Below are 11,857 nucleotides of genomic sequence, written 5' to 3'. Positions count from 1 at the left end.
CTGGCTGTCCCCCGATAGGTTGAAGAACGGGCTCACGATTGACGCCGGGCCGAGGCATCGAACAGTATATCGGTTTCGACGTATCTGCGGAAATAGACGACAATTTCGATCCGTCGCCAAAAGGATGTGGGCAAGTGCGCGTGCCACCCGCAACTGCTCGCGGCGCTGATCGCAAGCTTGCTTCAAATAGTAAACAACATCCAGAGTTGCACCAACCCAATCAAGACGAGAAGGCCTACCGTCAGCGCAGCGAACAAATCTATTGGGATCTCGGCGACGTACCTCGCGTGGTGGGTTCCCAGTTTCGCCTCGGCATAGTCTTGGTTGATTGCCTTGATTTCCTGGAGAATTGACCTTCCTGCGAGAGAGCCAAAACAGGATATGTTGAAAACTGACAAGGCTAGCGCCAGCTTTGCTGAAGCTGGCGCTGTGTTAGCGAAGCTGAATATCAAAAATACGTTCACAGCCGTGACCGCGAACGCTATGCCCATTACCGTCAGATAGTGGCCAAGCCGAGCATTCGACAACGCGACTTGCTGGTCTCTATTGAGGTTTTCGTGGTCGGCATTTGCAATCATACCAAATGTCCTCCAATCAACCGCCACCATCTGGGTCCATGGTACTCCTATTGTCACGACCTGCAACGCACAGCAGATAAATAAAAGGCGCACGGCGTGAGTTGCTAAGCTGGCGTGACACGCGATGGTAGTGAGACTTACCTCTTCCGCAGCGCCGCCTGGGCTTTGATGGGCTATCATTGTCGTCCGACTCAGCCCGACATGGAGCGGCTCGTTGCCAGGCGCGAGCGCATCTGAGCGCGGGGCCTAGATCATGGCGCGGAGGCTCTCGTGGGTCTTCTCGTATCGAGCTGCGACACGCCTGAATCGCTGGTCGCAGAAGAAGTTCTGGGCGAGATGGCGCCACTTGTACATGTTGAAGTCGCAGGGGACGGGCTGTTTTCGGTCGGCTTCGAAGAATGAATGCAACGCGGCGTGGGCTGACAATTGGCGCATGAATATGCCATCTGAATGCAGGCTACCCATCTGTAAAAAATTCGGTTCTGGTGGCATCATTCACTGATAGGATAGCGCACGGCCAAAGGGGCATTGCTCATCGCGAGAGACGCGACCAGACTTAGTGTTGGCGATATAGTGGTCGGGCAAAGCCTCCACCGCCTCGGAGGTAGGCACTTGGATGTTCGGGCATGGCTGGTAAGCCTCGGCCTCGGCGAGTATGCCGACGCCTTCGGTAGCCACGACATCGATGAAGAGGTGCTTCCAAGCCTGACCGCCGACGATCTGACGGCGCTCGGGATCACGTCGATTGGGCATCGGCGTAAGTTGCTCAGGGGCATTGCGGCCCTGGCCGAAGATCAGATCCGGCCCACCACAGCTCGTCGGCCGCCTTCACCCCCGGAATCTCGCGCAGAACGGCGGCAACTCACTGTCATGTTCATCGACCTCGTCGGCTCGACTGCTCTGGCAACGCGTCTGGATCCCGAGGACCTGCGTGAGATCATCGGAGCGTATCACCGGTGTGTTGCCGATACCGTCGCTCACTTTGGCGGCTTTGTCGCCAAATATATGGGAGACGGAGTTTTGGTGTATTTCGGCTACCCGCAGGCGCACGAGAACGCCGCCGAGCAGGCGGTGCGCGCTGGCCTTGCTCTCGTTGATGCCGTTAGTCGACTGCCGGAGCCCGAGCTATTGCGGGCTCGTATCGGTATCGGCACCGGAGAGGTAGTCGTTGGCGACCTGATCACCTCCGGCGAAGGGCACGAGCGCGGCGTCGTGGGCGAGACGCCGAACCTTGCCGCCCGCCTGCAAGCTCTTGCCGAACCCGGAGCGGTCGTGATCGGGCCGCAAACGCGGCAGCTGGTCGGCGATCTTTTCGAATATCGCGATCTTGGCGCCCTTGAGGTGAAAGGCTTTCCGGAGCCGATTCATCCATATCAAGTGGTTGGTGAGAGCGCTGTCGAAAGCCGGTTCGAGGCAATGCATGGGACGACGCCGACGCCGCTGGTCGGGCGTGAGGAGGAGGTCGAGCTGCTGCAGCGCCACTGGCATCGCGCCAAAAGTGGTGAAGGACGTGTGGTGCTGCTCTCAGGCGAGCCCGGCATTGGAAAGTCGCGCCTCACCCTCACCTTGCAGGAGCGCATCCAGAATGAGCCACACACCCGCCTGCGCTATTTCTGTTCGCCGCACCGTCAAGACAGCGCGCTCCACCCGACCATTGCGCAGCTAGAACGCGCCGCCGGGTTGGAGCGCGACGACCCGCCTGAGAGAAAGCTGGATAAGCTTGGCGCCCTGCTTGCCCCGGCCTCGTCGGAGGACTCGGCGCTGCTGGCGGAGCTGCTGTCGTTACCGACCGACGGCCGTTTCCCGCCTCTCCAACTGACGCCCGAGCGTAAGAAACAGAAAACGTTCGATGCGCTGCTCAGGCAGCTCGAACATCTGGCGCGACAAGGTCCGGTGCTGATGCTCTTCGAGGATGTGCACTGGATCGACCCCAGCTCGCGCGAGCTGCTCGACCTGGTCATCGAGCGGGTGCCGCGCCTGCCAGTTCTGCTTCTCCTCACGTTCCGCCCCGAGTTTCAACCGCCGTGGATCGGGCAGTCCCACGTCACGGTTCTGGTCCTCAATCGGCTCGACCGTCGTGAAGGCGCCGCGCTGGTCCAGAGGGTCGTCGGCACCGGAGAGCTGCCGAGCGACGTTGTCGGGGAGATCATTGACCGCACGGACGGGGTGCCACTGTTCGTCGAGGAGCTGACCAAGGCGGTGTTGGAGAGCGGCAACGCCAAAACAGTGCTCTCAAGAACTGCCGCGACGGCGTTGAACGTTCCCGCCACGCTGCATGCCTCGTTGATGGCGCGGCTCGATCGCCTCGGCTCAGCCGTTAAGGAGGTCGCGCAGGTCGGCGCGATTTTGGGTCGGGAGTTCTCCTACGAGTTGCTGGTAGCGGTCGCGCAGCGAAATGCCGCTGAGCTGAACGGTGGACTGGATCAACTCGTCGGCGCCGGTCTGGTATTCTGCCGCGGGACGCGGCCACAGGCCACTTACCTCTTCAAACATGCGCTCGTTCAAGACGCTGCCTATGGCACGCTGCTGCGCGCCAAGCGCCAGGAGCTACATAAGCGTGTCGCAGATATGTTGGAGGAAAAGTGGCCCGAAATCACTGAGGCGCAACCCGAGCTCCTCGCGCACCACTTTCAGGAAGCTGGGGATTGGGCGGGCGCGCTCGATCATTGGCAAAAGGCGGGAGGGGCAGCCATAGCCAGAGCTGCCATCAGGGAAGCCGTATCGCACTTTGCCAGTGCTATCGACTGCAGCAGGAGAGTTGGCGATGTGTCCGGCGGCGCCGAACGGATGACACGTCTCCACCTTGCGATGGCCAATGCCTTGATGCAGGCTGAAGGGTATCGTTCTGAGCGCCTTGGGAAGACGCTTGAAGATGCACGTCTTGCTGCCGCGAACACTGCATCGGCCGAATTGCAATGTGACGTTGCGCTTTCACACGCTCCATTTTCTTATGCCACTGGGCGCAATCACGATTACCTGACCCTGGCCGAAAAGCAGCTTGCAGACTGTGCCGATCTCCTTCCAACGGCTTATCTGAGCGGTCTTTGGGCAACCAAGGGGATGGCTCATTATAGCCGGGGAGAACAACCGCAGGCAGCGGAAGCTTTGCGGAATGCCTTAGATTTGATTGATAGTGTTGACCCAAGCCGGGGTATCTTGTTCGCCGGTGCGGATCAAATCCGTGTCTCTGCCCAGGAATATTTTAGCGAATCGCTGATGATATTGGGTTTCTTTGATGATGCAGTCGAAGAGAAAGAGCGCCTAATTCGAAATTTTGACCAGGTCGATAAGCCTTTCCACCTCGCGTGGTGTCTTCTCGTGCAGTGCGAATTGTACGCGCTACTTGGTCAATACAAGGAACTCCTTGAGACCGCTACGAAGATCGTCGAGATTTGCGAACTGCATGGCTATACGGCGCGTCGAAGCAGCGGCATTAGGTGGCGTGGCCATGCCCGCTCGCATTTAGGTGAACTGAATGCCGGCATCGATGACGTCCGGGAGAGTTTGGTTCTTTGGCGTGGGCAGGGCGTCATATTTCATACCCCTGAGAAAGCATGCGAGCTTTGTGATCTTCTCCTGCGCGCCGGTCGCATCGAAGACGCATCGCAAATGCTTGATGATGTCGATACGCTCGTTTTCGATACAGATGAGGAGAGCTACCTAGCAGAATGCATTCGCCTTCGTGGCCAAATCGCCGCGGGCAGAGGTGAACTGACGGGAGCCACACACCTATTCGAAAAGGCAATTACTACTGCCCGTCGGCAGCAAGCGAGACTCTTCGAGCTTCGCGCCGCAACGCAACTGGCACCAGTTCTGGCACGTCAAGGCAGTGTTCATGAGGCCGCGACGCGTCTGCAAGCGGTGGTCCGCACATTGAACACAAGGTATCCAATCGTCGACCTCATCGCGGCACAAAGGGCGCTGGACGCCCTGACCCGTTGAGGTCGCACCATCTGCGTGGGTTCCGACAACGTTGTTTGCGAGCTTGGCTCATTGCGCGCCGAGACGCGCGTTCGTTTGGACTGGAATGTAACGGAATTGAGACGTTCACGCTGTCCCCGCGTAGCACGCAACTGTGACCTCTACTATGGTCCCCAGCGATGTCTGCTTTCAGGCAGTGACGAAGTTGACCTCTATGACCACCCTGGGGCGCAAAGCAGACCTTCCGGTTGGCTTCCCAAGGCGGACAGAAGGCTTCGTCTCTTTCCTCCCTAGTGGGACTTTGTCGCATCACGAGATCGGTCACATATCGAGAGTTTATTGCCGAGAAGAGGCCAGCGCTTGACACGCGGCGACTCCCTCTGGCCTGCCGGCTTTCGTCATTCAGAAAGCCGAGCAATTGGCTTTCTGTCCGCTACGCGGACCACTCCTCAACCCCCTCAAGGGCCCCTCAAGGGGGAGATCAAGCTCCACCCGTTCCCGACCGCAGCTCTTCCCTGCCCTCGTCATCACGGCGCAGCCTGGAATCGGAGATCAGCACCACCGGGCACGGGCAGCGCTGCAGCAGGCCGGTGGCCGTCTCGCCGAAGAAGAGCTCCTCGCCGGTGCGCCGCGCCACGCCCATGACGATCAGTGCCGCTCCCCGGCCCGCCTGGCGGGGAATGGCATCGGCGGCGGCGACGCGGCTGCGGATGGCGGTCTCGATTTCGACGCCAAGCGGTCGGCAAGTGCTACGATATCCTTCAGCACCGCCTCCCTGCGGCGATGCGATATGAAGTCGCGGGCCGCCTCGTCCGCGAGCACCTTGGCAGGCGCTTTCTTTTCGCGCGATATTGCCATCGTTTTCCTTTCCACTCGAGGGGGCTCAGCGTGTGAGGCGCAAGCGGGAGGGTCGGGATGCAGATTTTCGATCACATCGAGGCGCTGCTGGATGCGGGTGAAGTCTCGACGGCACTTAAGGAAGTGCGGGCGCTGGTGCATCAATTTGGGCCCGGGTCCAATGTCTTGGCGGGCGCGGTCGGTGACCTCATTATTGACCTGTCGACGCTATCATTCGTCGCCGATGCTTACGGAGGCCGCATCGCAGAGGCGGCGCGCATCTTGGCCCGAAAAAGACTATTGAAAATCAAGTTGCTCGCACCTCGTCAAAGCGTTGAAGTGGTCAGCTAGAGATTGGTGGTCGCTACGAAAAACGTGTAGACCTGCTCGGTGCTCCGACGCATCGAAACCTCTCGCCATCATCGGTTCCGTACGGACGAAAGAGCCGCCTGACCCTGCGACCAGATGAAAGCTTGGACTTGCGGCAGACCGCAAGCAGTTGGAGCTTGAATTGCCGACACACTCTCAGGAACCGTTGCCGGGATCGCACTCCATTGGTCGTCGGCCCAGATCCGGCGCGCCTCGCTTAAGGTGCCGGTCGAATATGGCCAGCTTCTCTTCGTAGCCGAGCCGCACTCTGGACCTGCAGCTATCGCATTTGAAACCGGCAATCGTTTTCAGCCAGGATCCCCTTCTCACCATAGGGCGTGAACAGGAGGGGCATTGGAATTCTAAAGGTACGTCGCGCAGTTCGTTTGATAGAGGCACTGTGCATGTTCTCCTCAGCGGCACGGCCACTGCAACAAAGTAGAAGGAGAAATGTTTCCGGCTTCGGCCATTTGCGCGAAAGAATCGGACCTAAGTCTAAATGGTGAGCGGCCTGAAACCCATTCGCCTTGCTATCGGCCTTTGCGTCGGAAATTGAAATAGCGAGGGTGATCGAAGGCGGCCCCGGGCGTGAGGCTGGCAAGTGGGGCCAAGACAGCGGCGGTAAAGCGGAGCCTGTGGCGATCAAATAACCGGTTCGCCCAGAATCTCGTTCACCCAGCTCATAGTTCTCAGCCCGTATGCCATTCCGGCGCAGTCGGCAAACCAGTCGAAGACACTCATGTCACGGCCTGTGACGCATTGAAGGATTTCGATCGCTGCGCCCGTTAAAGCAAGTAGAACCGCCAGCCGGACCACCTGTTGGGGCCAGCCGAGGCTACCCAAAGCCGACAAGGTGGCGAACGCGGCGGCGTGGTTGAGCTTGTCGTGATGAGACGTAAGGGCCAATCCGAGGGCGTGCAGCAAGTGGTCTGGCAATAGCGCGAGCAACAGGACGACCGCCAACGTGGAGAGAAAGGCAGCCCTTGCCATGCGCTGATAAAAGCTCCACTGCGGCAATCTATCCGCAGCACTCCCGGTTCCTAGTTCTCGCTTCCGATACTGGTGCACTAGGCAGAGCTCCAACCTGCATCTGAGCTACGAGCGCGAACAACTGGCATGCTTAACAGGCCTCCTGATGTCATCAGGAAGTTGCATGAAACAGCCTATGTCACTCTGGATGGTTCCATAGGGCGCTGCGAATGTCGCCCTCCATTGTGATGAGGCCGAGGGTTTCCTGCCGAAAAGACGCGGCGGAATAGGCGAGCCATTGGTACCGCTTGCGGCCAGGTGCGATGCGTATCGTGCTGGGCGGGAGCGGAACTCTTCCAGCCTTGGCCCGGCTGTGCAGCCGGGCCGACGCCCTTCTGAATTCAATTATCGCCGGCGTCGCGGCTAACAGACGAAACCGCTGTTTAGTCTGGCCATTCCTGCCTTGGTGATCTCGCCTCTACGTATTCCAATCCTAGACGCTAGGCCAGCAGCGGCCACTCGCGGCTGTCCATCAACAATCCCAAACATCAGGTCGCGGTTATATACAAAAAAGCCGGCCACCTTTCGGCAGCCGGCCAGTGCAAACAAGGAAGGGAACGTTGCACTGATGGGGCAGTGCACCGTCCGAAGCGTTTCCAGGCGACAATGTTCCACCGATGAGAGAACAAAGAGGCTTCACCGCCAGCGCACATTCCCCTTAGCCGCGCTGTATTGCCATCGGCTAGTCTCTAAAGGCCTTTAACCAGCCACGGATCGGTGTCGTATCCGAGGCGCGGCTTTTCCGGCGTTCCATCGGCCGGCAATTTGGCGGTTCCGGTCGGCCTGCAGTCCAGCTCGAGCACCTGCTTCTTGGCCGACTGCTTCGTAGAGCAAAGGTCCGTGGCGTCACTCACCACCACCTTCTTCTCCTTGGCAACAGCGACACCAGTCCCAGCGATCACGATCGCCGCACAAAACGCAGCAACTCTCATCATACTTCCCCACCGTTGCGCCTCCGCAAAAGGCTGAGCATGACGTTACGGCACTTTTAAATTAGCGCAAGCGAATATTAGCTGCCTAGTCCCTTCACATCGGCTCTGGTCGCCTCCCCTTGCTGCCGGCGCCTTGCGATACCGGCAGCGCGATATGCTAGGATGGGCGCATGCCTGCTCATGACCGGGCGGCCGCTGTTAACGACTTGAGCTTGACATGGCAGAAGGCTGCAGCCGTCAAGTTTCCCAAGTCGTCGTGGCGATGAACGATCGCGTCGAGGATCGCTTACCAAGCGGCGTTTACTAAGTTCCGCTGGTGCAGCCCTGCGCGATCACACCATAACCACGTGATGACAAATCAGCCATGTGTGTGGCGCGGCGGGCTTGTTCCACTTGTGGCCGGCGCCTACCCACCCGGGTTCCCCAACCATGGCGTCGGCCATTTTCGTTCTCTCAGCGATTATAGGCCTTTGCTATCGGCCTATGTGTTGGCCTTGGATGGCGAGATCGCGGTTAGATCGCCTCGTTCGTTTGGATGTTTCGCTGGCGTTGGCAGGAGGCGCATATGTTCGCCAGCCGGCGGATACCACACCGCCCCACCGGTCAGGCCCAGCGCGTCCGCTGCAAAGTCCCCGCAGACCGCTGCTGGGCCGCTGGCGGGCAGCGGCTACTTGCTGACGATCCAATCCACCAAGCCAGTTTCGATCAGCTCGCACCCAGTGAAATCGCGCACCAGGGCCTTGGCTAAATCGCGCCATTGACACTCAGGCGTGCCCGTTTCCCCTACTAGGGCTCGGAATGCAGAGCGGAGAACGTCGGCTTGAAAGGCGGAGACGGCAACAGTAGACGGGTCGGCATCTTCCCAGCCTAGCGCCACGTCGCGACGACGTGACCAAGGCGCTTCAGAAGCTCGCGTGAGGCTCGGATGGCCCTGCGCGATTGATCCATGTCCCGGCGAAATGTGGCGGGTTCCGCCATGGACTTCTGGCGCATCAGCAAGGTGGCCGTAGTGGCCGCTCGAGCGATATCTATGGGCGTTGCAACCATCGCAGCCTCCCAGAAAAGGCAATGGCAAACGACACATTAATAAGCTCGCCGAAACTCTCTCCGCAATGAAAAGAGTTGTACGAATTTTACCAACCCGCACCCTTTCAGTGATGCCGGGCCGCTGCTGTCCTCGCTCTTGTTCTGTCATCGTAATGAAGGACGACATCTCCGAGCACCCGTAGCACACCTGTTGCATGGAAAAAGCTGTAGGCGTTTATAGGTGCCCGGGCACTCCGCCATTTGTTTGCGTTGTGGAGCGGGACAAAGCAGGTTTCCTCACTCAGGCCGCCTACCGTGAAGCGGGGCACAAGCCCGACTTCGACGCATTGCCTTGGGAAGCTGAATACAGGGCCGCCAACTCAATGAAAGCCGGTCGTACGCCTAGCTAGCAACCAGGGGCACCGTGACGGTCGTGGCGTAATTTATCGGATACTGGTCGAAATACGGGAAAGCGATGACGAAGGCATAGCTGGCGGTCAGATGCGCCATCTTGAAACCGCCGCTGGCAGGGTCGGTCGCGATCGTCACAATGACGTTCTTCAGACCCAGGTTCACCAATTTCTGCGTGGCGATAGCCTGGATGTCGCTCTGCGAAAGCGTGTTGTTCAGCTGCAGCGCCCGAGAAGAGGTTTCCAGTGTATAGCGGACGGTCGACACGGCATTCATGGCCCAGCCGAAGGCGAAGATTCCGAACAAAAGCATCACCAGGAAAGGCGCGATCAAGGCGAATTCCAGCCCGGCTGCGCCGGAGCAGTCACGGCGCCACCTGGATCCGATCCTTTCAGCGGACACGGATCACCTGCTGATGACTGATCGCGCGCGGGTCCGGGAAGACACCGAAGTTAAACGGGGGCACCCAGGTGCCCGTCGCCGTTATCTGGACGAAGACGGTCGGCAGCTTCTTTCCGCCGCAAATGGTGGTCTCATCCACGACCGTGGCGCCGCACAAATAGGAGCGGACCAGCACGACCGCGGCGTCCTCGGGCTTGTCGTTCCAGCTCGAAAGCGCGACCGCCTGCGTCCCGGTGTCATTGGACGCGCCGGCCATCACGAGATTGGCCGCGGTTTTGACGCCCGCGCGCATCTGCAGGTAACTCGTCACGTAGGACCAGCCATCGGCGATGCCGAGGCAGACCAAGCACAGGACGGGCAGCAACATGGCAAACTCCACGGCGGCTATCCCGGATTTGTCCCGGACAATGCGCAAGGTCCGCCCACCCATCCCGCTACTCGACAAGCTGAACGGACAGTGCCGCCGGAATGTCGTCCATCCCGAGGCCTTTGCAGTTCTGCTTGATCGTCGTACTGCCTGACCACTGGATAGTGTCGGCGACGACCTGAGTGCAGCCACCGTTCCCCGAGAAGTTGCCAAGGTAGTTGACCTGCTGCCTGGGAAAATAGATGGCGCCGGTCAAAAGCGAGTCCGCTGTGCCGTTGAAGGTGCTCTGTGCCGCAGTCCCGGTCCTGTCGCCGTAGAACAGCACGCCGGAATAGGCTCCGGAGGTAGGCGCGCTCAGCGTCACCTTGGCGTTGCCGTTCATGCTGACGGTGTTGCTGCCTGCCATGAAGATGGTTACGCCGCTGCCGGCGACGACCGCGTTGGCGTTGACCTTCATACCGCCTGCACGACGTAGACGCCGGGCTGCAGGGTGACGTTGCCGCTGAGGCTCATGCCGCTACAGTAGGTGCCAGGCTGGAGTGTTTGCGACGTCTTGTTGCCGTTGACATTCTTGCAAGGGTTGCCGGCTGTCGGCGTCGCCAAGCCGGAGAAAGGATCGGCTGCCGGCAAGGCTCGGGTGATGTTGGACTTGCAGACTGTGGTCGCTGGATTGTTCAGCACCATGCCGCCGACCGTGATCAGGCAGTCGGCCTTGAGCACCGCCGAGCCCTGCGTCTTTATGGCGTCCGAGGCAATCGAGTCCGACATGACCGAACAGCCGGTGAGGTTGACGGTGGTGTTGCCGGAAAAGAGCGCAGCCTGGGAGGCCGACGGACTGAGCGCCAGCACACAAGCCTTGGAGGCGTCATTGATCAGCGCCACCGCCCTTGCCTGTTCGGCAACGGGCGCCTGGTTGAAAATCGCCGTGAAGTAGCGATCGAGATTCTGCTTGACGATGACCTCCACTGCCTTCTTCGCGGTGTTCGGGCCGGACAATGGCGGCGTGTTGACCTGGATCGTGCCCGGCGTGGCAAAATTGTTCGAGGTCGCGGACTGCGTGGCGGCGGCGATGATGGTCGGGTTATCGGAACCCGCGACTTTCTCGAGCGCGCCGGCATAGGCCGCGGCATCGGCAACGGCCTGCAGCTTGAGGCTGCTGTAATACCAAAAGGATGTCTCCACACCGAGGCCGGCGCCGCCAACCACGACCGGCAAGGTGAAGGCAACGATGACGGCAACGTTACCGTTCGTGGCGCGCCTTAGGCGGCTCAAAGCAAACCAAATCCGGGTGAACGCGTTGGATGCCATATGTATTAGAAACCATGAATAGATAAACGAATGTCTAAAAACTCCATTCCGATTCGATGAAGTCCGACCTGCCAGACGAAATAGGTGCGCTGCAATTCCTCCTCGCCTCGCATGTACCGAGATCAGGCCGCTCAATCTGCGGTCGATCTCTACGGGTTGGAAGCGGCGACCGCCGTGGCGCAGTGCGCTTTGGAGGCTCATTTCGACGGTCGACCAGATGACTATCGCTTTTGGTGCGATGTCTTTCACCAACTGAGAAGAGCAACTGACGGAACTTTTGCCGCGAAATGTGTTCGTTCGAGCATGACCAGAATAGCCGACCTTGGACCGCCTAAGCCCGGCAAGCCACACCAACCGCAGGACGGGCACGATCGAGTTCACCCATGCCCGATCTGCGGCCAGCAGGTCGACAAGCGCGACTTCCGCCAGGTCATGTGGCACGAGCAACCAGATCATGAGCCGCTGGAGCTCGATCAGTGAGGCAGGAACAACTGGGCCGCCAGCCAGAAGCCGACGGCCATCAAAGACAAAACAACGAGTGCGACGAGGAACAGCCTCATCGCCGGTTCCTACCACGCGTCAGAACAAAACCCGCCGACCGAAGCCAGCGGGCTTTTGTTGCAGGGCCGTGGTTTGCTTAGGATGTGGATCGCGGTTCAACACTGGGTGCCAATTGC

At 59.6% G+C, this 11,857-nt stretch carries 13 protein-coding genes; 3 read left to right on the top strand and 10 right to left on the bottom strand.

Annotated features, from left to right (window positions below; genetic code table 11):
- Positions 1 to 182: 182 nt before the first annotated feature.
- Positions 183 to 578, bottom strand: a complete 396-nt coding sequence (locus ACYG9V_RS17095) for a hypothetical protein (RefSeq protein ID WP_023723947.1) — start codon at positions 576 to 578, stop codon at positions 183 to 185.
- Between the two features lie 270 nt (positions 579 to 848).
- Here ACYG9V_RS17095 and ACYG9V_RS17090 point away from each other — a divergent pair, with 270 nt between their 5' ends.
- Positions 849 to 980, top strand: a complete 132-nt coding sequence (locus tag ACYG9V_RS17090) for a hypothetical protein (RefSeq protein WP_460221982.1) — start codon at positions 849 to 851, stop codon at positions 978 to 980.
- A 210-nt stretch (positions 981 to 1,190) separates the two neighbouring features.
- Positions 1,191 to 4,520, top strand: coding sequence for an AAA family ATPase (locus tag ACYG9V_RS17085; protein ID WP_352765973.1), 3,330 nt, complete (start codon positions 1,191 to 1,193; stop codon positions 4,518 to 4,520).
- Positions 4,521 to 4,980: 460 nt separating this feature from the next.
- On the opposite strand, the gene ACYG9V_RS17080 is transcribed toward ACYG9V_RS17085, so the two are convergent.
- Positions 4,981 to 5,181: a universal stress protein gene (locus tag ACYG9V_RS17080; RefSeq protein WP_245270445.1), complete on the bottom strand. Its 201-nt coding sequence runs from the start codon at positions 5,179 to 5,181 to the stop codon at positions 4,981 to 4,983.
- Positions 5,148 to 5,357 carry a hypothetical protein gene (locus ACYG9V_RS17075; RefSeq protein ID WP_023730765.1) on the bottom strand — a complete coding sequence of 70 codons (210 nt, stop codon included), beginning with the start codon at positions 5,355 to 5,357 and terminating at the stop codon, positions 5,148 to 5,150. The genes ACYG9V_RS17080 and ACYG9V_RS17075 overlap by 34 nt, the downstream gene beginning before the upstream one ends.
- Before the next feature lie 57 nt (positions 5,358 to 5,414).
- On the opposite strand from ACYG9V_RS17075, the gene ACYG9V_RS17070 reads away from it, so the two are divergent.
- Positions 5,415 to 5,687, top strand: coding sequence for a hypothetical protein (locus tag ACYG9V_RS17070; RefSeq protein WP_023730766.1), 273 nt, complete (start codon positions 5,415 to 5,417; stop codon positions 5,685 to 5,687).
- Positions 5,688 to 6,347: 660 nt separating this feature from the next.
- On the opposite strand, the gene ACYG9V_RS17065 is transcribed toward ACYG9V_RS17070, so the two are convergent.
- From ACYG9V_RS17065 to ACYG9V_RS17035, 7 genes are all read right to left on the bottom strand, one after another.
- Positions 6,348 to 6,695 carry a VanZ family protein gene (locus ACYG9V_RS17065; RefSeq protein ID WP_023686079.1) on the bottom strand — a complete coding sequence of 116 codons (348 nt, stop codon included), beginning with the start codon at positions 6,693 to 6,695 and terminating at the stop codon, positions 6,348 to 6,350.
- A gap of 728 nt (positions 6,696 to 7,423) precedes the next feature.
- Complete coding sequence (locus tag ACYG9V_RS17060; RefSeq protein ID WP_023686078.1) at positions 7,424 to 7,669, bottom strand: hypothetical protein; 246 nt, start codon at positions 7,667 to 7,669, stop codon at positions 7,424 to 7,426.
- A 664-nt stretch (positions 7,670 to 8,333) separates the two neighbouring features.
- Positions 8,334 to 8,879, bottom strand: coding sequence for a hypothetical protein (locus tag ACYG9V_RS17055; protein WP_352624369.1), 546 nt, complete (start codon positions 8,877 to 8,879; stop codon positions 8,334 to 8,336).
- Between the two features lie 215 nt (positions 8,880 to 9,094).
- Positions 9,095 to 9,505, bottom strand: coding sequence for a TadE/TadG family type IV pilus assembly protein (locus tag ACYG9V_RS17050; RefSeq protein ID WP_023708223.1), 411 nt, complete (start codon positions 9,503 to 9,505; stop codon positions 9,095 to 9,097).
- Positions 9,495 to 9,935 (bottom strand): TadE/TadG family type IV pilus assembly protein, encoded by a 441-nt coding sequence (locus tag ACYG9V_RS17045; protein ID WP_460221981.1) that lies wholly within the window; start codon positions 9,933 to 9,935, stop codon positions 9,495 to 9,497. Before ACYG9V_RS17045 ends, ACYG9V_RS17050 begins: the two co-directional genes overlap by 11 nt.
- Positions 9,936 to 9,939: 4 nt before the next feature.
- Positions 9,940 to 10,329: a hypothetical protein gene (locus tag ACYG9V_RS17040; protein ID WP_023750533.1), complete on the bottom strand. Its 390-nt coding sequence runs from the start codon at positions 10,327 to 10,329 to the stop codon at positions 9,940 to 9,942.
- Positions 10,326 to 11,636 carry a pilus assembly protein TadG-related protein gene (locus tag ACYG9V_RS17035; RefSeq protein WP_460221980.1) on the bottom strand — a complete coding sequence of 437 codons (1,311 nt, stop codon included), beginning with the start codon at positions 11,634 to 11,636 and terminating at the stop codon, positions 10,326 to 10,328. The genes ACYG9V_RS17040 and ACYG9V_RS17035 overlap by 4 nt, the downstream gene beginning before the upstream one ends.
- Positions 11,637 to 11,857: the final 221 nt, after the last annotated feature.

This window comes from Mesorhizobium sp. W016 (genome assembly GCF_054719485.1).
Note: the sequence above shows the minus strand (reverse complement) of the source record. Positions and strands in the feature narration are given on the sequence as shown.